The organism is Brevibacterium sp. 50QC2O2, assembly GCF_024580675.1.
Lineage (GTDB): Bacteria > Actinomycetota > Actinomycetes > Actinomycetales > Brevibacteriaceae > Brevibacterium > Brevibacterium moorei.
The window spans coordinates 1-24,072 of record NZ_JANIJZ010000002.1; the positions used below are offsets into that span (position 1 = coordinate 1).

A 24,072-nucleotide genomic window follows, 5' to 3' on the forward strand; every position below is an offset into this window, starting at 1 on the left:
CTGCCAAGGGCATGGCTGGTTTGCTACGTTCGGGAGGGATAACCGCTGAAAGCATCTAAGTGGGAAGCCTGCTTCGAGATGAGGTCTCCTTTAAGGTGTCCTAGAGATGATGGGGTTGATAGGCCAGATGTGGAAGACCGGTAACGGTTGGAGCTGACTGGTACTAATACACCGTTCACTCACCCAAACAACACGACTTGGTGGGACTGTGGTCTTGTCGGGGTGTGTGGTGGGTTGGGTAACACGAGTAACAACGAGTTTGAGCGTATAAGCATGCACAGCCCTGTGGGGTTGGTGTTCACGTCTGCTAGTTTCACTGCACGATCCAGTCACGCATTTCTGTGTGTCCTGTGGTTTTGCGGTGGTGAGAGCGTTGGGGAAACGCCCGGTCCCTTTCCGAACCCGGAAGCTAAGCCCGATTGCGCTGATGGTACTGCATGCGGGAGTGTGTGGGAGAGTAGGTCACCGCCGCAATTATATTTGGTTGAGGGTCTTCGTATGGCCGGCTGGAGCTTAGCTCGCCGACCGTATGAGGGCCCTCTTCCATTCATTCACCGAGTTCCTCGGAACGGTTGACGCATTAGGGGAGCATGAAGTATTCGCCCCCGGCATAGAGCAGGGGCAGGCCAGCTCCGTCGGCCTGAGCGCAGTGTGCGACGTGGCCGACCACCAGTGTGTGTGTTTCAATCTCGAGGCGCTGAACGATCTCCATCTCGAAGACCGCCACGGCGTCGGGTATGTGGGCTGGATACCCGGTGGTGCCGTCGGCCAGCTCGACGCCGTTGAGCAGGCCATAGGTCGGCTGGCCCGGAGTCCCCAGCCACTGGGCCGTGCCCTTGTGCTGCGGTGCCAGCACGCTCAGGGTCATCCGCCGTGTGGTGTCCAGCGCATCGCCCATCCGCGAGCCCGCATAGACACTCACCGCCATGGTCGGCGGGTCGTAACTGACGTCGAGGTACGAATCGACTGTGATGGCCTGGACCGCGCCCTTGCATTCGACGCTGAGCACCGCGACGCTTTTGACTATTCTGCCTGCGACGCTCCGGTACCGTTCGGCGGTGGCATCCGCCATATCACTGCTGTTTTCCATGACGCTTCCATCCTAGAGGTCCTAGAATGGATGTCATGTCTGAACCGACCGAAACGATGCCGCGCACCGGCGGCGCTACGACGCTGGAGCGCGAAGAACTCACAGTCCCCGCCGAACCCGGCGATCATGAGCGCTTCTCCCACTACGCTCCGAAGGCCAAGATCATGGAGGCCATGGTCATGGGAACACCCGTCGTCGCCCTGTGCGGCAAGGTGTGGGTTCCCAGCCGCGATCCGGAGAAATACCCGGTTTGCCCCACCTGCAAAGAGATCTTCGAGAAGATGCCAGAGGGCCCCAAGGATCCCAAAGGACCGAAGGAGTAAATGACGACCGCACACCGCGTACCGGGTACCAGTGCGGCCGAAAACCTGTCACCGGCGTTCCCCGAACGCGCTGCGTGGGGAACGGCCGGCAAGCTGCGCGCTTGGCAGGCCGAGGCCCTGGAAAAGTACTTCGAGAGCGAGCCCAAGGACTTCCTCGCAGTGGCAACCCCCGGTGCCGGCAAGACGACTTTCGCCCTGCGTCTGGCTGCCGAGCTCCTGGCCCGTCGGGTCGTCGACCGGGTTACCGTTGTCGCTCCCACCGAACACCTCAAGGTGCAGTGGGCCGATTCGGCTGCTCGTGTCGGCATCAAACTCGACCCCAATTTCAAGAACAGCCAGGGGCGGACCGGTCGAGGGTTCCACGGGGTTGCAGTGACCTATGCCCAGGTGGCGGCGAAACCGGCCCTGCACCACAATAGGACGGCTGCCGGCCGGACCCTCGTGATCCTCGACGAGATCCATCACGCCGGGGACGCCCTGTCCTGGGGCGATGCAGTACGCGACGCCTTCGAACCGGCCAAGCGCCGTCTGGCACTGACCGGTACGCCCTTCCGGTCCGACACCTCGCCCATCCCCTTCGTCACCTACGAGGCCGATGAAGAGGGGATCAGGACCTCGCAGGCGGACTATTCCTATGGCTATTCCCGTGCCCTGCACGACGGGGTGGTGCGTCCGGTCATCTTCATGACCTACTCGGGTGAGATGCGCTGGCGGACCAAGGCCGGCGATGAGATGTCGGCGGTCCTGGGCGCCGAAGCGACCAAGGACATTCACGCACAGGCCTGGCGGACAGCCCTCGACCCGCGTGGTGAGTGGATCCCGGCGGTGCTGCGCGCCGCCGACATCCGTTTGACCGAGGTCAGACGCGCGGTGCCAGACGCCGGGGGACTGGTGATCGCCACCGATCAGCAGGTGGCCCGTGCCTATGCCAAACAGCTCAAGGAGATCACCGGCGAATCGGTGACCGTCGTGCTCTCGGACGAAGCCGGCGGCTCGGACAAGATCGAAGAGTTCCGCACGTCCACGCGCCGGTGGATGGTTGCGGTGCGCATGGTCTCCGAAGGGGTCGACGTGCCGCGCCTGGCCGTGGGCGTCTACGCGACCTCCTCATCGACGCCGTTGTTCTTCGCCCAGGCGATCGGCCGCTTCGTGCGCGCCAGGAAACGCGGGGAGACGGCATCGGTGTTCCTGCCCAGCGTGCCAGTCCTGTTGGCCCTGGCGAACTCGCTGGAGCTCGAACGCGATCACGCCCTGGACCGGCCGAAGAGCGCCGAGGATCCGGACGAGGTGGTGCTCGACGATGCTGCACTGGAACGTGCCGAACAGGGCGAGAGCGCGTCCTCGAGCCTGCTCGACGGCAATTTCGAGGCTCTCGACGCACAGGCCTCGTTCGACCGAGTGCTGTTCGACGGCGGTGAGTTCGGCACCGGCGGGGCGGTGGGCTCGGAGGAAGAGCTCGACTTCATCGGGCTGCCGGGCCTATTGGAACCCGACCAGGTCGCGATGCTGCTGCGCACCAGACAGGCCGAGCAGGTCAAACGGCAGGGGACGACCAAGACCTCGGTCCCGGAAACCCAACCGCATACCGAAGAGCTCGAACACCGCGCGCTGAAGGAGGACCGCACCAAGCTGCAGTCGATGGTGGGGGCCTGGGCACGCCGCACGGGCAAACCGCATGGCACGATCCACGTGGAACTGCGCAACGCCTGCGGGGGACCGGCCGTGGCCGAGGCCTCCAGAAGCCAGATCGAGGACCGGATCAAGACCCTGCAACGCTGGTTCGTCGGCCGCAAATAACCCTCCCCACCCCACAGCGGTGTGGCTCCACTCGGGTGACTGTGGCTCGATAACTCACGAGTTATCGAGCCACAGTCACCCGAGTGGAGCCACTGGTAAGGCGCGGGCACTTGGCCCGAGGGGCACCTGTCTGGCGAGAGCCACTGGTAGGGCGAGGGCCCGGAGGGGGTCAGGCCTGGTAGTAGACCGTGGGCAGGGCCGGCTCACCCGGCTGCAGGCTGTGTGCCCGAGGCGGCAGCTCACCCAAGGACGCGGCATGGCGTGCCCGCGCGCGGCGCACTCCCTCAACACCCGTATAGGACTCGTCGATGACGCCGTCGACGACCAGGTCCACGGTCAGCGGTCGGCCGGTCGTTGCGGAATCCGGCAGGGCGGGAACGCCGATGGACTCCTCGGTTGCGATCGTGCCGTCGAAATTGCGCACGGCCTGTTTGAAACCGCCGTGGGATTCCTTGTGCGCCGAACGCTTCGCCACCGACACCCATTCCCCGGACTCCCCGTCACGGCGGGAGACCAGCTTGTAGACGAGCGCTGCGGTGGGAGCCCCCGACCCGGTGACGAGCTTGGTGCCGACTCCGTAGGAGTCCACTGGGGCGGCGCGCAGACCGGCGATCGCGTACTCGTCGAGGTCGCTGGTCACGGTGATCGTGGTGTTCACCGCCCCCAGTTCATCGAGCAGGGCCCTGACCTCGCCCGCCTGCATGGCCAGGTCACCGGAGTCGATGCGCACTCCACCCAGGCCGGGGCCGGCGACCTCGACGGCGGTGCGCACCGCCTGTTCGATGTCATAGGTGTCGATGAGCACCGTGGTGTCGATTCCCAGGGCATCGATCTGGGCGGCGAAGGCCGCGCGCTCGTCGTCGTGGAGCAGGGTGAACGAATGGGCCGAGGTGCCGATCGTCTTGAGCCCGTAGCGCAGTCCCGCCTGCAGATTCGACGTCGAGGTGAAGCCGCCGATCACAGCGGCCCTGGCCGCCGCCACCGCCGCCTGCTCATGGGTCCGGCGCGATCCCATATCCGCACACGGCCGATTACCGGCCGCATAGGTGATGCGCGAGGCTGCCGAAGCGACAGCAGAATCGTAATTCAACGTCGACAGCAGCAGCGTCTCCAAGACGACCGCCTCGGCGAAGGTCGACTCGACGGTGACCAGCGGTGAACCCGGGAAGTAGATCTCGCCTTCGGCATATCCGCGGATCGTTCCGGAGAACTCGAACTCGGCAAGAAAGTCGATGGTGGCCTCGTCGACCACAGCGGTGCGGCGCAGGAAGTCCAACTGTTCGCCACTGAAATGGAAGTCGGCGAGCAGTTCTAAGAAGCGCCCGGTGCCGGCGAGAACACCGTATCTACGGCCGGCCGGCAGACTGCGTCCGAATGCCTCGAATAGGCTGGGCCGCCCAGCCGTCTCCGAGCGCAGCGCGGCCTGCAACATGGTGAGTTCGTAGTGGTCGGTCAGGAATGCCGAAGAGGCCGCCTGGCGTATGAGATCCTTCATAAAAGGAATCCTATTGCATGCCCAGAGCACGTCCCGGGTGGGCTTTCGCATAGGCTTAACGGGTGACGAACAGCGCGGGGGCCGGCAGCGCGGTCTTAGAGGATGCACCCACAGTCGCACGGCAGAGGGCCGGTGAGGACGAGTGGCTCACCATCGTGCTCAACGATCCGGTCAACCTGATGAACTATGTATCCTATGTGTTCCGCTCCTATTTCGGCTATTCGAAGGCGAAGGCCGAGGCCCTGATGCTGCAGGTTCACGAACGCGGCCGGGCCGTGGTAGCCAGGGGGAGCAGGGAGAAGATGGAGCGCGACACGCTGGCCATGCACGAATTCGGTCTCTGGGCGGAATGCCGCCGGGCTACGGACCGGGGGGAGTGAGATGCGCATTTCCGGCTCACACCGCCATCCGGTCGTCATCGACCTCGAAGCGAACGAACGCAGGCTCCTGACCGGGCTGTTCACCGACACGATCGAACTGCTTGGCGGCGCGCCGGCCGGCGCCGCGAACGCGGAAATCGGCGACACCACCGACATGACGGGGGAGGCCACCGAGGGCCTCGGCGCGATGTTCGAGCGGATGTTCACGATGGGGCCGCAGACGCCGCCGGAGGATCCGGCCCTGGCCCGGCTGCTGCCGAGTCTGGATCGCGAGGATCCCGAGCGCTCGGCGGAGTTCCGTCGCTACACGGAGCCCGAATTGCGGGAGTCGAAGCTGTCGAATCTGCGCAGGGCCCTGCTCGACTTGGACCGCTCGGGACGCATCGACTTGGACCGGGAGGGCGCCCGGGCGTGGATGATCGCGGTCGGCGATGTGCGTCTGGTGCTGGCGGCCCGCCTGGGGCTGCAGACGGAGGCGGACGTACAGGCCATGGATACGGGCTTCGAGGAGCTGAGCGAGGCCGACCAGATGCACATATCGGTCTACGATTTCCTCAGCTGGATGCAGGAGCGCATCGTAGACGAGCTGATGGACCTTGACGGGCTCAACTGACGGCGCAAGGGCTTTGACTAGGAGGAATGGGTGAACATGCAGCTGACTGCCGTTGGAACCTCGGGATCATTCCCGGGGCCCGGCAACCCCGCGAGCAGCTATGTGTTGCGCGCAGACCCCTCCGCTGCGCCGATCGTCGTGGACATGGGGCAGGGAGCGCTGGGTGATCTGCAGACGCACACCGATCTGAGCACGATCGAGGCGGTGTTGCTGAGCCATCTCCACCCCGATCATTTCATCGACCTGACCGGGATGTATGTGGCGCGCAGCTATGATCCCCGCTTCTTCTGCGAGGGCGGGCGGCCATTGTGCGCCCTGCCCGTGTACGGACCGGCGGGCACCGAGGACAGGCTACTGGCCGCTCACCATACCGATCCGGGCGCCAGTCCCGTGGCCGAGAACGCCCAGGACGCGAATCTCGACAGGGTCTTCGAGTTCCACGACCTGCACGACGGGGCGCACCTGCGCGTGGGCGGCCTGGAAGTCGAGGCGACGCTTGTCGACCATCCCGTCGAGGCCTATGCGATGCGCTTCACCGATGCTGCCGGCCGGGTGATGACCTATTCGGGGGACACCGACTATTGCGAGGGGATCGTGGCGGCGGCCCGCGGTGCCGACCTGTTCCTGTGCGAGGCCGCCTTCCAAGAGGGCCGTGACACCGTGCGCGGGATTCACCTCAGCGGTCGGCGGGCCGGCATCGTGGCCCGTGAGGCCGGTGTCGGCAAGCTGGTGCTCACACACATCCCGCCGTGGACCGATCCCGAGGTCGTAGCGGCCGAGGCCGCCGCCGAGTTCTCCGGGCCGCTCGAGGTGGCCCGGCCGGGGCGGCGCTGGGACATCTGAGCGGCCGCACCGGCAGCCCATAAGCCTGAGAATCACGATAGACGAAGAGACGAGGAGTTCATTTCCATGACACGTTCAGACGGACGCGCGGTCGATCAGCTGCGCCCGGTGACAATCACCCGCAACTGGTTGGATCACGCCGAGGGCAGCGCACTCATCGAGTTCGGCCGGACCCGCGTGCTGTGCGCGGCATCCCTGTCCGAGGGCGTGCCCCGCTGGCTCAAGGGTCAGGGCAAGGGCTGGGTGACGGCGGAGTATGCGATGCTTCCGCGCGCCACCAATACCAGGAACTCGCGCGAATCGGTCAAGGGGAAGATCGGTGGGCGGACGCACGAGATCTCACGCCTGATCGGCCGGGCCCTGCGCGCAGTCGTCGACATGGACGCACTGGGGGAGAACACCCTGCAGTTGGACTGCGACGTCCTGCAGGCCGATGGCGGCACCCGTACGGCATCCATCACCGGCGCCTATGTGGCCCTGGCCGATGCCCTGGCACTGGGCAAGGAACGCGGGTGGATCAAGAAGTCCGCCCAGCCGCTGAAGGATTCCGTGTCCGCGATCAGCGTGGGCATCATCGACGGCACCCCGATGCTGGACCTGCCCTATGAGGAGGATTCCCGCGCGCAGACCGATATGAACGTGGTGATGACAGGTTCGGGCGCCTTCGTCGAGGTGCAGGGCACTGCCGAGGGCGCTCCCTTCGACCGGACCGAGCTGGGCAGCCTGCTCGACCTGGCCACCGGCGGCTGTACCGAATTGGCGCGCATCCAGCGCGCGGCGCTCGCCGGGGCGGAGCCCCTGGCATGAGCCGGCGGATCGTGCTGGCCACGCACAATGAGCACAAGGCCAGGGAACTCGGCGAGATCCTCACCCCGCTGTTGGGCGATGTGGACGTCGTCACCGCCGGCTCCCTGGGCCTGCCCGATCCGGTCGAGACGGGGGTGACCTTCGCCCAGAACGCGCTGCTCAAGGCGCGTGCTGCCCAGGCGGCCACCGGGCTGGACGCCATCGCCGATGACTCGGGAATCGCCGTCGACGTGATGGGCGGGGCGCCCGGCATCCTGTCGGCCCGCTGGTCGGGCACCCACGGGGCGGACCGGGAGAACCTCGAGCTGCTGCTGGCCCAGATGGCGGACATCCCCGATGAGCACCGCGGTGCGAGCTTCGTGTGCGCGGCCGCGTTTGTGGGAGCCGACGGCTCCGAGATCGTCGAGCAGGGGCTGATGCCCGGTCGGCTGGCGCATGAGGCCCACGGCGCAGGAGGGTTCGGCTACGATCCGATCTTCCTGGTCGGTCAGGGGCAGCGGACGGCCGCAGAGCTCAGTCCGGAGGAGAAGAACGAGGTGTCCCACCGTGGGGCGGCGTTCCGCGCCCTGGCCGCCCATCTGGCCTAGGGATGGACGGGCGTGCGCCGTGGGGTGAGCCCTATTACACTTTGGGTGACGGTGTTCAACCCCAGGCGCCGCCCATCTAAAGGAGCATCATGAAACTTCGGAGCCTCGGCGCGGCCCTGGCCGTTGTGCTGGCACTTCCCCTTTCCGCCTGCAACGCAGGAGGCGGAACGCAGGCCGCCGGTGGCCAGGCGAAGGATTCGCTGATCGTCGCGCAGACGGCGGAACCGGCGAACCTGGACTACACCACGACCGGCGGCGCGGCCATTCCGCAGGCCCTGCTGGAGAACGTCTACCAGTCGCTGGTGCGGGTGGACCAGGACGGCAAGATCCAGCCGTCCCTGGCCAGGGCCTGGAAGGTCTCCGAAGACGGCAAGACCTACACCTTCGACCTGCAGACCGGGGTGAAGTTCGCCTCGGGCGCCGATTTCACCGCCGAGGACGTGAAGTACTCCTATGACCGCGTGCGCACCGGCAAGGGTTGGAAGAACCCGCTGAGCCAGAAGATGGCGATCATCGACTCCGTCACGGCCGATGGCGACGCCAAGGTCACCATCAAGCTCAAACAGCGCTCGAACTCGTGGCTGTACAACCTGGCCTCCCTGGTCGGGACGGTCTTCGACTCGAAGGACCACGACGATCTGGCGAACAAGGCCAACGGCACCGGTCCGTTCGCGATCGAGAAATTCACCCGTGGCCAGGACATCGTGTTCGCCGCCCGCGACGACTACTGGGCCGATAAGCCCAAGCTCAAGCAGGTCACCTTCAAGTACTTCAAGGACGGGGTGTCGGCCGCGAACGCTCTGAAGTCCGGTCAGGTCGATGTGTTGAGTAACCTGCAGGCCCCCGATCTGCTCTCGGACTTCCAGCAGCAGTCGGACAAATTCGAGGTCGTCGAGGGCACGACGAACGGCGAGGTCGTCCTGTCGATGAACAACGCCGCCGGCATCTTCAAGGACAAGAAAGCGCGCCAGGCCGTGATGTACGCGATCGACCGGAAGGCCGTCATGGACACGGCCTGGGGCGGCCACGGCACCCTGATCGGCAGCATGGTACCGCCGACCGATCCGTACTACGAGGACCTCAACAACGTCTACCCCTATGACGTGGACAAGGCCAAGAAGCTCGTCGACGAAGCAGGGATCTCCGGCAAGAGCCTGACCTTCACCGTGCCCAATCTGCCGTATGCCACGGCGATCAGCAATATCGTGGTCTCCCAGCTCAAGGCGGTCGGACTGAACGCCAAGGTGCAGATCCAGGAGTTCCCCGGTGTGTGGATTCAGAAGACCCTGACGGACCACTCCTATGACATGTCGGTGGTCAGCCATGTCGAGGCCCGTGACATCCTCACGGTCTTCGGCAAGGGCTACTACACGGGATACGACTACAAGCGCATCGAAGCGGACGCCGCCAAGGCCGATGCCGGAACCGAACAGGAATACATCGACGGGATGAAGAAGGTGGCCAGGACGATCACCGATGACGCAGCAGCCGACTTCCTCTTCCTGCTGCCCAATCTCATCGTCGCGAACAAGGGCGTGACCGGACTGCCGAAGAACCAGATCACCGACGCGTTCCGGCTGGTCGACCTGGCCGCGGCCTGAGGCGTCCATGCTGCGGTTCCTCAGCGTCAGACTGCTGCAGTTCGCCATCACGCTGGTCATCGCCTCGGTCGTCGTCTTCGCCCTGCTCAACCTCTTGCCCGGCTCCGCGGCACAGGTGGCGCTGGGCGTGAACGCCACGCCCGAGGCGGTGGCCGCGCTCGAGGCCGAATACGGACTCGACCGGCCCCTGCCCGTGCAGTATCTGCACTGGGTCGGCGGTATTCTGCACGGTGATTTCGGTACCTCGTACGTCACGCAGGCCCCGGTCGGCCCTGTGATCTCCGGCAGCGTCCAGGTCACCCTGATCCTGGTGGTCGCAGCGGTCGTGGTGTCCCTGCTCATCGCCGTGCCGGTCGGCACCCTGGCCGCGGTCAGCCACCGGCGCCCGCTGGGTGCGGTGATCTCCGCACTGGGCCAGGTGGGGGTCGCGATCCCCAGTTTCCTGGCCGCGATCCTGCTCGTGCTGGTGTTCTCCGTGAATCTGGGCTGGTTGCCGTCCTCGGGCTGGGTCGTGCCCGCGGTCGATCCGGCCGGCTTCCTCCGTTCGCTCATCCTGCCGGTGCTGGCCCTGTCCCTGGTCCAGGCGGCGATCCTCTCGCGCTATGTGCGCTCGGCGGTACTCGACGTCCTGGGCGAGGACTTCCTGCGCACGGCCAGGGCCAAGGGCCTGACCAGGGGCGCTGCCGTGGTCCGTCACGGCCTGCGCAACGCGGCAGTGCCGGTACTCACGGTCACCGGCCTGCAGCTGTCGGCCCTGCTGGTCGGCGCAGTGGTCGTCGAACAGGTCTTCGTGCTCCCCGGCATGGGCAGTGAGCTGGTGCGCGCGGTGGGCAACCGCGATCTGGTGACGGTGCAGGGGATCGTGCTGGTCCTGGTGTTCATGGTGTTGGTGATCAACCTGCTGGTCGACGTTCTGTACACGATCATCGATCCACGGATTCGGAGGGCGGCATGACAGAACCGATGCAATCCGGCACCCGCGCGACGACTGCCCCCGTTCGTCCCTCACGTCGCAAGAACGCGCAGCTGACGATCGGTGCGGTGCTCGTGGCACTCGTCGTCGTGCTGGCCCTGGTGTCCTTCATCTGGATGCCCTACGATCCCACCCAGGCGGATCCCGCCGCCAGGCTGCAGGGCGCCTCGGCCGCGCACTGGTTCGGCACCGACCAGTTCGGTCGGGACACGTTCTCCGCCATTATGGCCGGCGCCCGGATCACCCTGCTGGTGGGTTTGGTGGCGGTGGCGATCGCCTTCGTCATCGGTGTGCCGCTGGGCATGCTCGCAGCCCAGACCCGATGGTCCTGGCTGTCGGGCCTGATCATGCGCAGCAATGACCTGTTGCTGGCATTCCCCGCACTGCTGTTGGCGATGATCTTCGCCGCGGCCGTCGGTACCGGGATCGGACCGGCGGTGGTGGCGCTGGGGATCGCCTCGATTCCGGGTTTCGCGCGGGTCGCGCGTTCCTCTGCGCTGCAGGTGCTCAGCCGCGAGTACATTATGGCCGCGCAGGCCGGCAATCGGCGCCCGCTGGCCATCGCCTGGCACCATGTGCTGCCCAATATCGTCGGCCTCGTCATCGTCGAGGCCTCCGTGGCCTTCGCCCTGGCCGTACTGGCCGAGGCCGGTCTGTCGTTCCTTGGCCTGGGCACCCAGCCGCCCACCCCCTCCTGGGGCCGGATGCTGCAGGAGTCCCAGCAGTTCCTCTCCACCGCGCCCCATCTGGCACTGTGGCCGGGACTGTTCATCGCCCTGGCCGTGCTGGGCTTCAACCTTCTGGGGGATGGTCTACGCGACCGCTTCGATCCCAGGCTGAAAGGACGCTCGTGATGTCCACCCGCAGTGCCCAGCGGCCCCCCGTGCCGCAGACCGGCGACAGTGCCCCCGCCTTGCAGATCACCGGTCTGAGCATCGAGATCGGGGGACGGACGCTGGTCGAACCGCTAGACCTCACGATCGCCGCCGGCGAACGGGTCGGGCTGATCGGCGAATCGGGTTCGGGGAAGTCCTTGACGGCATCGGCAGTGATGGGTCTGCTGCCCGATGATGCGAATGCCTGTGGCGACGTTCGTCTGGCCGGGGCACACGGCAACCTCCTGGAAATGACGGACCGGCAGCTCTCCCGGCTGCGCGGCAAGGCCATGTCGATGGTGTTCCAGGACCCGCTGAGCGCGCTGAACCCCCTGCAACGCGTCGGCGCGCAGGTCGCCGAGGTCATCGTGCTCCACGGCGGAGCCCCCACCCGGGCAGCCGCGGCCGCACGTGCGGTCGAGCTGCTGGCCAGCGTCGACCTGCCCGACCCCGCCGCGGCGGCGCGCGCCTACCCGCACCAGCTCTCCGGCGGCCAGCGGCAGCGCGTCGTGCTGGCGATCGCCCTGGCCAATGATCCGGCCCTGCTGATCTGCGATGAACCGACCACGGCCCTGGACGTCACGGTGCAGCGCAGCGTGCTCGACCTGATCTCGGCCCAGGTCGCCAGTCACTGTGCCGGCCTGCTCTTCATCACCCACGATCTGGCGGTGGTCGCCGGCCTGTGCCAGCGGGTCCTGGTGATGAACCGTGGCGTGGTCGTGGAATCGGGCAGCGTCGAACAAATCTTCACCTCTCCCGTCCATCCGTACACGCGCGGGCTGCTGGCCGCCAGTGATCTGGAGTCCACCGACTCCTCCGGTCGGTTGTTCACCATCGCGACATCGGGGGAGTACCAGGGGGCCCCGCTGCCCCGACTCGGACAGTCGGCTGCGCGGCAGACGGCGCAGCGGCCACGGCCCGAACCCACGGCCCCGGCCGCACACGCCGTCGAACCGGTGCCGGTCGATTTCGATCGGGCGGACGAGGGGGAATCGTTGATCAGCGTGGCCGATCTGCACAAGACCTATGCTCGGACCAGGCGTTTCCCCTTCGGCCGGGCAGATCGGGTCCACGCCCTGACCGGAGTGTCGTTCAACGTGAAACGTGGCGGCCGCTTCGGCATCGTGGGCGAATCGGGTTCGGGCAAATCGACCCTGCTCAAGATCCTCACCGGCTTGGAGACAGCCGACTCGGGCCGGGTCCGGGTGGCCGACATCGAGGTGACGGATCCGGGCCCGCACGGCCTGTACCGGCTGCGGCAGGACCTGCAGCTGGTATTCCAAGACCCTTTCGCATCGTTGGACCCCAGGATGACGGTCGCAGACATCATCGCCGAACCCCTCATCGCCACCTCGCTCGACGCCGCGGCCAGGCGCTCCCGCGTGACCAGTGTGCTCGCCGATGTGGGTTTGGATGCAGATGCCGTGCAGCGCTACCCCCACCAATTCTCCGGAGGGCAAAGGCAGCGGATCTCGATCGCCCGGGCACTGGCGGGCAAACCCAGGGTGCTGGTCGCAGACGAACCGGTGTCGGCCCTCGACGTCTCGGTCCGTGCCCAGGTCCTCAATCTGCTGATGGACCTGGTGGACGAATACGGGCTGACCCTGGTCTTCGTCTCCCACGATCTTGGAGTCGTACGGCATCTGTGCACCGATGTGGCGGTGATGCGCGCGGGCCGGGTCGTGGAGGCGGGGCCCATCGAGCGGGTCTATACGCACCCCCGGGATGCGTACACGGCAGGACTGATCGAGGCGACACCCAATCTTGCCCGGGCATTGGAAGCCGCCCGGGGTATCTGAGAGGAGAAGGCATGACCGAGTTGGCGGACTACAGCGCGGAAGCACTGCGCGCCGGTTTCGCATCCGGCGATTTCACCCCGGTGGATGCGGTGGAATCGGTGGCGGGCCGGATCGAGGCCTGCGAACCCACACTCAATGCCCTGTGGGTGCGCACCCTGGACACGGCACTGGAACAGGCGGCCGCGGCAGCGGCCAGATGGCGGGCCGGTGCGCCGTTGGGCCCGCTGGACGGGGTCCCGGTGACGGTCAAGGAGAACATCGCACGCTCCGGCATCCCGATGCCGGCCGGCCACGCCGCCGGCACCCCGCCGGTGCCCGAGGAGGACGCGCCGATCACCGCTCGGCTGGCGGAAGCCGGGGCGTTGATCGTGGGGTCGACGGTCATGCCCGACTGGGGGATGCTCTCCTCCGGGGTGTCCAGCCGGCACGGGATCACGCGCTCGCCGCTGAACCCCGAGCTGACCACCGGTGGGTCCTCGGCCGGAGCCGGCGCCGCGGCTGCGGCGGGGTACGGGCCCATTCACATCGGCACCGACATCGGCGGCTCGATCCGCCTGCCCGGCACCTGGTTGGGCCTGGCCACGCTCAAGCCCAGCTTCGGCCGAGTGCCGCTGGCCGCACCGTACCTGGGCCGCTGCGCCGGTCCGCTGGCCAGGCGCGTGGCCGATGTCGTCGCCGCCATGGACGTCATCGGCCGCGCCGACGGCAGGGACTATTCCGAACTCCCGCCATACGCCGGAGCCTATACCGAGCCCTTCGAACCTGCCGAGCTGCGGGTGGCCGTGCACACGGACGCCGGGTGCGGCCTGCCGACCGACCCCGAGGTCGCCGCCGCGGTGGATGCCGCGGCGGATCTCTTCGCCGCGGCCGGAGCCACTGTCACACGCATCGAGCCGTTCATGGACGGGGAGCTGTTGGGCCACACCGATGTGTTCCTGCGCGCCAGGTCCTGGGGCGATCTCAAGGCCCTGCCGGTGCATGAGCGGAGCCGGATTCTGCCCTATATCCGCCAGTGGTGCCTGGGCGGGGCGGATGCGACGGGACAGGATGTGTTCGCCGCCTATCATGCGATTCAGGAGATGCGGGAGCGGGCCAACGCGGTGACGCACTCATTCGATTTGGTGCTCTCCCCGGTCGCCCCGATGGCGGCCTTCCCCGCCGACTGGCCGATGCCCTGGGGAGACGACGCGGATCGGCCGATGGTCCACATCGGCTACACCCTGCCCTACAACATGGGGGAGCAGCCCGCTGCCACGGTCAATGCAGGATATACCGGGGATGGGCGGACGATCGGTCTGCAAATCGCCGGGGCCCGGTTCGCCGACGCCCGGGTGCTCGCGGCCGCCGCCTGGTACGAAGCGGCGGCCGCGGTGCCGGTTCCCGTCCCCGTGATCGGCTGATTGAGACGACGGTGCGCCCGGGTGCCCGCGATAGTGCGGGTCCCGGGCGCATTACTGTGCTTATTCGGGCTTATTCGGCCCGGTTCACTTATTGGCCTGTGAGAATTCGATCGTCACCTTGTCGGAGGCGACCTTGACGGTCCCGACCAGGCGGCGGTCCGCCGAGGCGCGCCAGGTCGCGCCCTTCGTCTTCGTGCTCTTGGCCTTGAACTTGAAGGACTGGGACGAATCGGTCATGAAGGTGCCCGAGGTCAGATTCGGTGACATGGTCGCCTTCACCGCTGGGTTCTTCGGGCCCGACCAGCGGGCGTCCTTCTCCTTGGCGTCCTTGCCCAGGGTCTTGCCGGATGACTTGGTCTTCGGATCGATGAAGAAGGGGCACCCGGAGGGCGCCCACTTGTGCTTCGAGTAGCAGGACGTGAGCTTGTCGGACACGGCCTTGCGGACGTCCTTGGTATATGTGTTGTTCGCCTTGAGCGTGGCCTTCAACGGCTTGGGCGAAGCCTCATCCGTGCCGAAACCCGCGACCGAGGTCTGGGTGACGCCGTCGTAGTACTTGCCGCCGGGCACCTTGAGCTCATAGCTGCCGGGGAACACGACGTAGTTGGCGTAGCCGTCCTCGGGTTGGAAGGCCTGGCCGTTGAGCGTCATGCCCTTGACATCGGGCAGGGCCGTCTGGATCACGGACAGCTGTGGGGCCTTGAGCCGCCACTTGTCGAAGACGAACTTCTCCTTGCCGGCCTTGGTGGCCTGCAGCGTCATCTTCCGGTCCTCGTCGCCGAGCTTGTAAGTGGCCTCGATACGGGCGTTGTCTCCATCGACCTGGGCCTGCCCGACCTGTACATCGCTGATCTTCGACGCCGAGTTCTTCAGATAGGCGTCGTTGGTCAGGAGCGCGTCGCTGATATTCTCCGGCAGACTGAACGGCGCCAGTTCCCTCACCCGGCCGATGTCCCCGGAGGACAGGGCCTGGAAGTACTCGGCGACGACCTTGTCGGGACCGTGGTTCTTCTTGTTCACCGAACTCAGCACGGCGGCTGTCACACCCAGACCGGCCAGCAGCACCACCACGACGATCGCCGAGATGATGAGCGGCCAGAACGCCGCCGAGCGCCCCTTCCGCTGCGGCTGCGCATCGGGGCCGCCCGCCGCGCCGAAGGCCGCGGGTCCGGTCGGACCACCCGGACCACCCGGACCGGTCGGGCCGTCCTGACCGCCCCTAGCCCCCGGGCCACCGGGCCCAGCGGGGGCATTCGGGCCCGTGGGCGAACCCTGACCTGCCCGGCCGCCGGGACCCGTAACCGGACCGTGCGGAGGGACCGGGCCGTGTGGCTGGACCGGGCCCTGACGATTCGCTGCCGCCGGGGCCGGTTGCGGACCGCCCGGGGACGGGGGCAGCGGGGTGATTCGCTGTGTGGCCTGTGGCTCCGTGGTCGCCCCCTGGTTCTGGGAGCCCTGCTGCGGTGCACGATCCGGTTGCGGGGGAACCGGCCGGTTGGCCTGGGCGGGTTTGACCTTGGGGGGCTGAGCCGGTGGCTGGGGAGCCTTGGGCGGTGTGACCGGTTTGTGCTGGGGGACCGCGGGCATCGGGGTCGTAGCCGACCCCGTATTGGGTGACGAAGACGGGGCGTCCGTAGCCTTCTTCTCCGGGTTCGACGCCGGCTTTTCCTGATCGCTCATTGCTGTCCTTCGGGTCTCCTCGTGTCCGCCTGGTGAGCGGCTCGAACGGTATCCCAAACTATCAGAGTCACTTGTTTATTGGGTGTGTCGTCACTCCCCTCCGCCTGGGTGACTCGGGCAAGATGGCGTACGTGAGTAAAGAACGCGACACCATGGCCAGGGACCTGCTCGATGGGATGGCCGGCAGTCTTAGGGTGCTGCTGCCCGCAGTGGTGGTGGGATTCGCCCTCGCCGCCGGCGCCTGGGCGATGACCATCACCCAGCAGCTGCCGGCGGGATCGGTGTTCAGCTGGACCGGTACCGTGCTGGGGGTCTTCCTCGGTATGCCCGCGGGGGCCGGGGGCCTCCTCGTGGCACTGCCGCCGACTCTGCCCGTGCTGGGGTTGTGGGCGTTGATCTACGCCGGTGCGGCGAAGTTGCGCCGTAACAGGGCGGTCGAGGCCGTACCTGGCGTCGGCCCCCAGTGGACATGTGCAGCGGGGTTCGTGCTTCCGCTGGTGCTCGGCGCACTGTGCACCGGGTTGTGGGCACCTCTGCTCGAGCCCGGTCCGGTGGGCTGGGCGCGGGCCGGGATCGTCGTGTGCAGCGCGGCGCTGGTCGGCCTGCGGCCGAGCCCCCCGGCAGGGTGGGTCCGCGCCGTCGACGGGCTCGGCGCGGGTTTCACCGAGGTACTCGGCAGGGCGTGGGAGTTATTGCGGCGGGTGGTGGTGGCGCTGGGTGGTGCCGCACTGGTGCTGATCGTCCTGGGCATCGTGCTGCGCTGGAATTCCGCCTGGGACGTTGTCGAACAGTACTCGGCTCCGGCGATGGCCGCGGTGGGTCTGGGGATCCTCCAGCTGTTGTACGCTCCGACCCTCATGGCCTTCGCCCTGGCCTGGATTACGGGTGCCGGGGTCGACCTGTCGGGTTCGGCGACCGGTTCCGCCTATGCCAGCGATGTCGGAATGCGTCCGGGTATCCCCGCGCTGGCACTCATGCCGGGCCAGCCGGCCGGCTGGGTGCCCGTCCTGGCGGCCGTGGTCGTGTTGGCGGGGATGTTCGCGGTGCTGGGCCGGCGGGCCTGGCGGGACCGGGTCGATTGGCCTGTGGTGGGCACGACCGCCGTGCTGGTATACGTATCCCTGGTCCTTGTCGCCGTCTTCTCCTGCGGCGGAGTGGGGCCCGGCGGCCTGGCTCGATTCGGGGTGGATCTGGTGCGCTTCCCCGCCTTCGTGACGGTCTTCGCAATGGCCGGCGTCTGCCTGGGCAGGGTGGCGCAGGTGCTGTCCACAAAAGCCGTAGAGGACTGAACGAGAAAAGCCGTACGGAACTGCATGATTGGAACCGAATGATGCCGGCCCGTCGGTTCGGCCCCATCGGTTCAGTCGCGCAGGAGCCACCCGGTCTGGCCCGTCAGGGACTTCATCAGGTTCTCGAGCTTATCGTCGTAGGTCGTCTGGCAGCCCAGCGCGGCCTGTTCGGTCAGCGCGGACTCCCTGCAGTCCTGGAGCTCCTGCTGCATCGGGTAGAACGCAACATTGCTGATCGTGCCCAACAGGCACCAGCCGCAGCCCAATATTGCAATGATCACAGTCGGCAGCCAGGTTCCCCCGCGCTTGGCACGGGTCGAGGCGATGGCATAGCGGATGGCCCAGATGATCCCGGCGGCGGCGAACAGCCCCGCGGTCAGGCGCCAGGGCAGGGTGTAGAGGCTGGTCAACAGCGCGGCGGCGAACAGCACCATCATGACCATGCCCTCGCGGCCGGCCCTGGCGATCAGCTCCTTTGTCTTCTCATCGGGTTCGGGGGGTGTCGGGTTGCCGGGGCCGGTGCCATTCGGATCAAAAGAACTCACCGGATCAGTTTGGCATAGAATATGAGCGTGCGTTGTGTGCTCTTGGCTTCCGGAACAGGTTCGTTGACCCAGGCGGTGCTGCGCGCATTCCCGCCACGGCCCCAGGATGCGCGCCCGGCGCCCTCCGACGGCACCGGGGTGGAAATCGTGGCGGTCGGCTCCGACCGCGCCGATGCGCCGGTGTTGGACAAAGCCGCGGCCGCGGGCGCCACGACATTCACCTGTCTGCCGCGCGACTTCGCCGATCGGGCCGCCTGGAACCGTGGACTGCGTGATCTGGTCGCGGGATTCGAACCCGACTGGGTGGTCAGCGCCGGTTTCATGCGCATCCTCGGCGATGAGTTCGTCACGGCCTTCCCACAGCGGATCATCAACACCCATCCGGCTCTGCTTCCGTCATTCCCGGGTGCCCACGGCGTCCGCGACGCCCTGGCCTATGGGGCTAAGGTCACCGGTTCGACCATCCACTTAGTCGACGAGGGCGTCGACACGGGTCCCATCATCGCCCAGTTCCCGGTCGCCATCGCACCGGAGGACACAGAGGCGAGTCTGCACGAACGGATCAAGGCGGTGGAACAGCGGGAACTCGTGAACCTGCTGGAATTCCTCGGCCGGTCCTCCCTCAGTCTGACCGGTCGGATCGTGACCGGTTATGCGCCCCCGGCGTAAACCGCAACAGCTAGCCCAAGGAGACAACGTGGAAGGCGTCCGCCCTATCCGTCGTGCACTCATCAGCGTCTATGACAAGACCGGATTGGAGGACCTGGCCCGTGGCCTGGCCTCCGCCGGCGTCGAAATCGTGTCCACCGGCTCGACCGCGGCGAAAATCGCCGCCGCCGGTGTGCCAGTGGTCAAGGTCGAGGACCTGACCGGGTTCCCGGAATGCCTCGAGGGGCGCGTCAAGACCCTCCACCCCCGCGTCCACGCCGGGATCCTGGCCGATACCCGCAAGCCGGAACACCTGGCACAGCTGGAGGAACTGGGCGTCGAGGCCTTTGAACTGGTCGTCGTCAACCTGTATCCGTTCCAGCAGACGGTGGCCTCCGGCGCCGGGTATGACGAGTGCGTCGAGCAGATCGACATCGGCGGTCCCTCGATGGTCAGGGCAGCTGCCAAGAACCATCCCTCCGTGGCAGTGGTCGTCGACCCCGCCCGCTATCAGGAGGTCGTCGCGGCGGCCGCCTCCGGGGGCTTCGACCTCGCCACTCGCAAGCAGTTGGCGAAGGCGGCCTTCGAGCACACCGCGGCCTACGACGTCGCAGTCGCCAACTGGTTCGCCGCGCAGCTGGACGAACCCGCGGACCTGCCGCAGTTCTTCGGCACCACGGGTGTCAAACTGCACGATTTGCGCTATGGCGAGAACTCGCACCAGAATGCCGCCGTCTACACCGACGGCACGCATGGCCTGGCCACGGCCACCCAGCACGGCGGCAAGGAGATGTCCTACAACAACTACCAGGACACCGACGCAGCCGTCCGCGCCGCCTACGACTTCGACCGACCGGCCGTGGCCATCATCAAGCACGCCAATCCCTGTGGCATCGCGGTGGCCGACTCCGGCGTCGCAGCGCACAAGCTCGCCCACGCCTGCGATTCGCTGTCGGCATACGGCGGTGTCATCGCCACCAATGTCGAGGTCGACATGGCCTTCGCGGAATCGGTGCGTCCGATCTTCACCGAGGTCATCGCCGCTCCGTCATTCGCCCCGGATGCCCTCGAACTGCTGCAGACGAAGAAGAAGAACCTGCGCATCCTGGAACTGGGCGACTACCAGCCGATCAAGCGCGAGTTCCGCCAGATCTCCGGGGGTGTGCTCGTCCAGGACCGCGATAACTTCCAGGCCGCCGGCGACCAGGTCTCCGGCTGGCAGCTGGTGTCAGGGGAGGCCGCGGACGCAGCGACTCTGGCCGACCTGGAATTCGCCTGGCGCGCCTGCCGGGCCGTGAAGTCCAACGCGATCCTGCTGGCCTCCGGCGGAGCCTCGGTGGGCGTGGGCATGGGCCAGGTCAACCGGGTCGATTCGGCGCACCTCGCGGTGGACCGGGCAGGGGCCGAACGGGCCAAGGGCTCCGTCGCCGCCTCCGATGCCTTCTTCCCCTTCGCCGATGGCCTGCAGGTGCTCATCGACGGCGGCGTCAAGGCCGTTGTGGCCCCCGGCGGTTCGATCCGCGACGACGAGGTGATTGCAGCGGCCGCCGCCGCCGGCATCACGATGTACTTCACGGGAACGCGCCATTTCTTCCACTGAGCCGGGCCCTCGGCCCCTTTCCACGCCACCCAAGCGGGGGCGTGGAAAGGGGCGTGGTCCCATTTCGAAACGCTGGATCTACTGGAAGCGCAGGTTCTCCAACCCGACGATGCGCGACTGGTTCCTGGGCCTGTGCCTGGTGTGGATCGTCGTTTCGTGCGCCCTGATGTTCGTACAGTTCAGGCTGGCCGCCTTCGTTCTGGCACTGTGCCCGATCACGATCGCGATCATGCGACTAAGCCCCACCGGGTTCCAACACGCCTGGTCGAACCGCACCCCGGCATATGATGCGACGGTGGGGTTTTTGGCGGGTTTCGGACTGATCGTCTTGGCCGCTGTCGTGCCGGGGGGTTAGGCTGGGAGCACGTGTTCGGCATCGGCGTTCCGATGCCGGGCCGTGGAACCATCCGATCCGACTCGAGGAGGACCATATGGGAATCGAAGACTTCGCCAACAAGGCCAAGGACGCGCTGGACAACGACCAGGTCAAGGACAAGGTCTCAGGCGCGACCGACTCCGCGGCGGAATTCGCCAAGGACAAGACCGGCGGTAAGTTCGACGAGCAGATCGACGGCGCAGCAGATACCATCAAGGGCAAGCTGGGCGGTCAGTGAGCTAGTCGCCACTGCCGAACGGGCCCCTGTCCGGATCCACTGGATCCGGACAGGGGCCCGTTGGCGTTGGCCTGGTTTTCCGCCTTAGAGCTTGTCAACCGGGGCATAGCGCAGCAGCAGTCGCTTGACACCGGCCGAGCCGAAGTCCACCTGGGCGACCGTTTTATCACCGCTGCCCTTGACCTCGACGACGGTGCCCAGTCCGAAGGACTCGTGGGACAGTTTGTCGCCGGGGACCACGGAGATCGCCTCACGGCCGGGCCTGATCCGGTTCGGGAACCCGCCGAGGCCCTTCGACCCACTCGCCCGGGACGCGGAGCCGGAACCGAACGCCGGGGAGCCGAAACCGGCCGAACCACCGGACCCGGTGGACTCCCATTCGATCAGATCCTGCGGGATCTCGACGAGGAAGCGACTGGGCGGATTATACTGCGGCTGTCCCCACATGGAGCGGGTCTCGGCCCGGGAAATGAACAATCTGCGTTTGGCGCGGGTCAGACCGACATAGGCAAGCCGGCGTTCCTCGTCCATCTCCTGTTTCGAACCCATGGAACGCTGGTGCGGAAAGGTCCCGTCCTCCATCCCGGTGAGGAACACCACGGGGAATTCGAGGCCCTTGGCGGTGTGCAGGGTCATCAGGGTGACCTCGCCCTGATCCTGGTCGGGGATCTGGTCGGCGTCGGCGGAGAGCGAAACCGATTCCAGGAACTCCTCCAAGCCGGCGTCGGGCTGGCGCGTGTGGAAGTCCTCGGCCACCGCGACGAGTTCGGCCAGGTTGTCCACCCTGGCCTCGTCCTGCGGATCCCGGCTGGAGCGCAACTCATCGAGGTACCCGGTCTGCTCCAACACCGCCTCGATCACCCGCGAGGGCGCGGCCCCATCCGTGGTGGTGCGCAGTTCGGCCAGCAGTGTCCGGAAGGCCGCGAGCGGCTTGAGCGAGCGGGAGGTCAGCCCGGGGATCTCGTCCGTGCGCTCCAGGGCGTCGAAGAAGCTGATGCGCTCGCGGGCTGCGAAGGCCGCGACGAAGGCCACCGTGCGATCGCCGATCGACCGCTTGGGCACGTTGATGATCCTGCGCAGGTTGACATCGTCTGCCGGATTGACCAGCACCCGGGCGTATGCCAGGGCGTCCTTGATCTCCTTGCGCTCGTAGAATTTGGTGCCGCCGACGACCTTGTAGGGCAGGCCGGCACGGATCAGCGCGTCCTCGAGCGCGCGGGACTGCGCATTCGTGCGGTAGAAGATCGCGAAGTCGCCGTAGGTGTAGCCGGCGTCCTCGTCGCGCAGCCGGTCGATTCGATCGACGACGAACTGCGCCTCGTCGGCCTCCGTCTGCGCGACCCATCCGGTGATGAGCTCGCCATCGCCCCGGTCGGTCCACAGCCGTTTGACGCGGCGGCCCTCGTTGTTGCTGATGACCGCGTTGGCAGCACTCAGGATGTTCTGGGTGGACCGGTAGTTCTGCTCCAGCAGAATGGTCGTGGCGTCGGGGAAGTCCTTTTCGAACTCCACGATATTGCGCACCGTCGCGCCGCGGAAGGCGTAGATGGACTGGTCGGCATCGCCGACCACCGTCAGTTCTGCGGTGTCCACCTGCGCATCGGCCCCCGCCAGTGCGCGGATCAGCCGGTACTGGGCCGGATTGGTGTCCTGATATTCGTCGACCAGGATATGTCGGAACCTGGCGTGGTAGTTCGCGGCAACGGCGGGGAATGCCTCCAGCAGGCCCACGGTCTCCATGATGAGGTCGTCGAAGTCGTAGGCGTTGGCCAGGCGCAGTCGATCGGTGTAGCGGCGGTAGACGTCCAGCAGCACCCGGTCGGCGGGGGAATCGGACTTCATCGTGGCGGCGAAGTCATCGACGTCGACCAGATCGTTCTTCAGGTTGGAGATCCGGTGCTGGAGGGACTTGGGGGTGAACTTCTTGGAGTCGAGGTCGGCCTCCTTGACCACCTGGGTGATCAGGCGCAGGGAGTCTGCGGAATCGTAGATCGTGAAATTGGACTTGCGTCCCAGGGTCGCGGCCTCGCGGCGCAGGATCCGCACGCAGGCGGAGTGGAAGGTCGATATCCACATGGCTCCGGCCGCCCGGCCCACCAGGGAGGCGATGCGCTCCTGCATCTCCCTGGCCGCCTTGTTCGTGAACGTGATGGCCAGCACCTGTCCCGGGTGGGCCCGGCCGCGGGCCAGGGCATAGGCGATCCGCCTGGTCAGCACGGTGGTCTTGCCGGAGCCGGCACCTGCGACGATGAGCAGCGCCGAGCCGGTGTGTGTGACCGCCTGGGCCTGCTGGGGGTTCAGGCCCTCGAGCAGGTGGGCGGCCGTGTCGTCGTCGGACCGTCGGCCGGTATCGGCTCGTTGATCACCGCCGGCCTGTGCGGACGCGGCCGCCGAGGGCGCGGGAGCCCTTCGGCCGGCGGTCGGGGCGGTGTTGAGGAAATCGAAAGGAGAACTCATCACATCTGCAAACTAACAGGCGGCCATGACACACCATGGTGCGGGCCGCCTATCGCTAGGAGGGAGTCGGGGAGAATCGGTCAGGCGTAGGGCAGGACCAGAGCCGCGATCACGGCGAGCAGGGCTGCGCCGAAGGACAGATGGGCGAAGGTGGCCGAGGGCTGCGGCTTGGCGTCGGCGGCTCCCGTATAGGCCTTCTGCCGCTTATTGCCCAGGAAGGCGAAGACCGCGACCAGAATGCCCAGCACCAGCTTGACGCCCAGCACCCCGCGCATGCCCATGGTCGCGCTGTGCTGTGCCTCCAGCAGGCCGAACATGATGATGCCGGTGAGCAGCTGCAGGTAGGATCCGTGCAGCATTCCGGGGATGACCTTGGGGTTCTTGATGTTGGCGAAATACGAGCCGACGATGATGGCCATGCCGAGCAGGTGGAGGAATAGGAGGACGCTTTGCAGAATTGCCATACGGCATATTTTAGTGGAAAGATAATCAACCGTATGCTTAGCTCCGCCTGGGTGAGCGGCTGCACATGCCGGTGTGCATGGGCTGTGGTTCAGGTGGTGTGACAGTTGACAATCCGCCATGGTGTAACGGCAGCACGCCGGCCTTTGGAGCCGTGCAGTCCAGGTTCGAATCCTGGTGGCGGAGCGTTGTGC

The 24,072-nt window shown here is 66.7% G+C and carries 23 protein-coding genes, 1 tRNA gene and 2 rRNA genes; 20 read left to right on the forward strand and 6 right to left on the reverse strand.

The window, feature by feature from the left end; all coding sequences use genetic code 11:
• A 23S ribosomal RNA gene (locus tag NQ038_RS01455) occupies positions 1-187 on the forward strand; the annotation flags it as partial.
• 170 nt (positions 188-357) lie between these two features.
• Positions 358-474: ribosomal RNA gene (gene rrf, locus NQ038_RS01460) — 5S ribosomal RNA — on the forward strand.
• Between the two features lie 106 nt (positions 475-580).
• Here rrf and NQ038_RS01465 read toward each other — a convergent pair.
• Positions 581-1,090: a flavin reductase family protein gene (locus NQ038_RS01465; RefSeq protein ID WP_257061646.1), complete on the reverse strand. Its 510-nt coding sequence runs from the start codon at positions 1,088-1,090 to the stop codon at positions 581-583.
• A gap of 35 nt (positions 1,091-1,125) precedes the next feature.
• Between NQ038_RS01465 and NQ038_RS01470 the strand changes: the two genes are divergently transcribed.
• Entirely contained in the window at positions 1,126-1,413 is a 288-nt protein-coding gene (locus NQ038_RS01470) for a DUF3039 domain-containing protein (protein ID WP_257049865.1), read from the forward strand.
• Positions 1,414-3,210, forward strand: coding sequence for a DEAD/DEAH box helicase (locus NQ038_RS01475; protein ID WP_257061647.1), 1,797 nt, complete (start codon positions 1,414-1,416; stop codon positions 3,208-3,210).
• A 169-nt stretch (positions 3,211-3,379) separates the two neighbouring features.
• Here the strand turns inward: NQ038_RS01475 and NQ038_RS01480 are convergent, their stop codons facing one another.
• Complete coding sequence (locus tag NQ038_RS01480; RefSeq protein WP_257061649.1) at positions 3,380-4,705, reverse strand: nicotinate phosphoribosyltransferase; 1,326 nt, start codon at positions 4,703-4,705, stop codon at positions 3,380-3,382.
• Between the two features lie 62 nt (positions 4,706-4,767).
• On the opposite strand from NQ038_RS01480, the gene clpS reads away from it, so the two are divergent.
• The 10 genes from clpS (at position 4,768) to NQ038_RS01530 (ending at position 14,583) form a co-directional block, all read left to right on the forward strand.
• On the forward strand, positions 4,768-5,085 hold the full coding sequence (clpS, locus tag NQ038_RS01485) for an ATP-dependent Clp protease adapter ClpS (RefSeq protein WP_257049862.1): 318 nt from the start codon (positions 4,768-4,770) through the stop codon (positions 5,083-5,085).
• 1 nt (position 5,086) lies between these two features.
• Positions 5,087-5,698, forward strand: a complete 612-nt coding sequence (locus NQ038_RS01490) for a DUF2017 domain-containing protein (protein ID WP_257061650.1) — start codon at positions 5,087-5,089, stop codon at positions 5,696-5,698.
• A 36-nt stretch (positions 5,699-5,734) separates the two neighbouring features.
• Entirely contained in the window at positions 5,735-6,541 is an 807-nt protein-coding gene (locus NQ038_RS01495) for an MBL fold metallo-hydrolase (RefSeq protein ID WP_257059567.1), read from the forward strand.
• A 66-nt stretch (positions 6,542-6,607) separates the two neighbouring features.
• Complete coding sequence (rph, locus tag NQ038_RS01500) at positions 6,608-7,348, forward strand: ribonuclease PH (protein ID WP_257061651.1); 741 nt, start codon at positions 6,608-6,610, stop codon at positions 7,346-7,348.
• The gene (rdgB, locus tag NQ038_RS01505; protein ID WP_257049859.1) at positions 7,345-7,935 is read left to right on the forward strand and encodes an RdgB/HAM1 family non-canonical purine NTP pyrophosphatase; all 591 of its coding nucleotides are present in this window, start codon (positions 7,345-7,347) and stop codon (positions 7,933-7,935) included. The genes rph and rdgB overlap by 4 nt, the downstream gene beginning before the upstream one ends.
• 89 nt (positions 7,936-8,024) lie before the next feature.
• Positions 8,025-9,536 carry an ABC transporter substrate-binding protein gene (locus NQ038_RS01510; RefSeq protein WP_257061652.1) on the forward strand — a complete coding sequence of 504 codons (1,512 nt, stop codon included), beginning with the start codon at positions 8,025-8,027 and terminating at the stop codon, positions 9,534-9,536.
• Positions 9,537-9,543: 7 nt separating this feature from the next.
• On the forward strand, positions 9,544-10,491 hold the full coding sequence (locus NQ038_RS01515; protein ID WP_257059556.1) for an ABC transporter permease: 948 nt from the start codon (positions 9,544-9,546) through the stop codon (positions 10,489-10,491).
• The gene (locus NQ038_RS01520; RefSeq protein WP_257061653.1) at positions 10,488-11,363 is read left to right on the forward strand and encodes an ABC transporter permease; all 876 of its coding nucleotides are present in this window, start codon (positions 10,488-10,490) and stop codon (positions 11,361-11,363) included. The genes NQ038_RS01515 and NQ038_RS01520 overlap by 4 nt, the downstream gene beginning before the upstream one ends.
• Positions 11,363-13,183 carry an ABC transporter ATP-binding protein gene (locus NQ038_RS01525; RefSeq protein ID WP_257061655.1) on the forward strand — a complete coding sequence of 607 codons (1,821 nt, stop codon included), beginning with the start codon at positions 11,363-11,365 and terminating at the stop codon, positions 13,181-13,183. Before NQ038_RS01520 ends, NQ038_RS01525 begins: the two co-directional genes overlap by 1 nt.
• A gap of 11 nt (positions 13,184-13,194) precedes the next feature.
• Positions 13,195-14,583: an amidase gene (locus NQ038_RS01530; RefSeq protein ID WP_257061656.1), complete on the forward strand. Its 1,389-nt coding sequence runs from the start codon at positions 13,195-13,197 to the stop codon at positions 14,581-14,583.
• A gap of 84 nt (positions 14,584-14,667) precedes the next feature.
• On the opposite strand, the gene NQ038_RS01535 is transcribed toward NQ038_RS01530, so the two are convergent.
• A complete protein-coding gene (locus NQ038_RS01535) occupies positions 14,668-16,263 on the reverse strand; it encodes a hypothetical protein (RefSeq protein WP_257059550.1) in 1,596 nt (531 codons plus the stop codon).
• A 131-nt stretch (positions 16,264-16,394) separates the two neighbouring features.
• Between NQ038_RS01535 and NQ038_RS01540 the strand changes: the two genes are divergently transcribed.
• Positions 16,395-17,552, forward strand: a complete 1,158-nt coding sequence (locus tag NQ038_RS01540) for a DUF6350 family protein (protein ID WP_257061657.1) — start codon at positions 16,395-16,397, stop codon at positions 17,550-17,552.
• A 71-nt stretch (positions 17,553-17,623) separates the two neighbouring features.
• Here the strand turns inward: NQ038_RS01540 and NQ038_RS01545 are convergent, their stop codons facing one another.
• A complete protein-coding gene (locus tag NQ038_RS01545) occupies positions 17,624-18,097 on the reverse strand; it encodes a hypothetical protein (RefSeq protein WP_257049851.1) in 474 nt (157 codons plus the stop codon).
• A gap of 27 nt (positions 18,098-18,124) precedes the next feature.
• Between NQ038_RS01545 and purN the strand changes: the two genes are divergently transcribed.
• The 4 genes from purN (at position 18,125) to NQ038_RS01565 (ending at position 20,959) form a co-directional block, all read left to right on the forward strand.
• Positions 18,125-18,766: a phosphoribosylglycinamide formyltransferase gene (gene purN / locus NQ038_RS01550; protein WP_257049850.1), complete on the forward strand. Its 642-nt coding sequence runs from the start codon at positions 18,125-18,127 to the stop codon at positions 18,764-18,766.
• A 28-nt stretch (positions 18,767-18,794) separates the two neighbouring features.
• The gene (gene purH, locus NQ038_RS01555; RefSeq protein WP_257059542.1) at positions 18,795-20,345 is read left to right on the forward strand and encodes a bifunctional phosphoribosylaminoimidazolecarboxamide formyltransferase/IMP cyclohydrolase; all 1,551 of its coding nucleotides are present in this window, start codon (positions 18,795-18,797) and stop codon (positions 20,343-20,345) included.
• A gap of 109 nt (positions 20,346-20,454) precedes the next feature.
• Positions 20,455-20,700, forward strand: a complete 246-nt coding sequence (locus tag NQ038_RS01560) for a hypothetical protein (RefSeq protein ID WP_257049848.1) — start codon at positions 20,455-20,457, stop codon at positions 20,698-20,700.
• Between the two features lie 76 nt (positions 20,701-20,776).
• Positions 20,777-20,959 carry an antitoxin gene (locus NQ038_RS01565; protein ID WP_257049847.1) on the forward strand — a complete coding sequence of 61 codons (183 nt, stop codon included), beginning with the start codon at positions 20,777-20,779 and terminating at the stop codon, positions 20,957-20,959.
• 84 nt (positions 20,960-21,043) lie between these two features.
• Here NQ038_RS01565 and pcrA read toward each other — a convergent pair whose 3' ends face one another.
• A complete protein-coding gene (pcrA, locus tag NQ038_RS01570) occupies positions 21,044-23,416 on the reverse strand; it encodes a DNA helicase PcrA (RefSeq protein WP_257061658.1) in 2,373 nt (790 codons plus the stop codon).
• 80 nt (positions 23,417-23,496) lie between these two features.
• On the reverse strand, positions 23,497-23,880 hold the full coding sequence (locus NQ038_RS01575; protein ID WP_257049845.1) for a hypothetical protein: 384 nt from the start codon (positions 23,878-23,880) through the stop codon (positions 23,497-23,499).
• Between the two features lie 112 nt (positions 23,881-23,992).
• On the opposite strand from NQ038_RS01575, the gene NQ038_RS01580 reads away from it, so the two are divergent.
• Positions 23,993-24,064 (forward strand) — tRNA-Gln (locus NQ038_RS01580).
• The last annotated feature ends 8 nt before the right edge of the window (positions 24,065-24,072 follow it).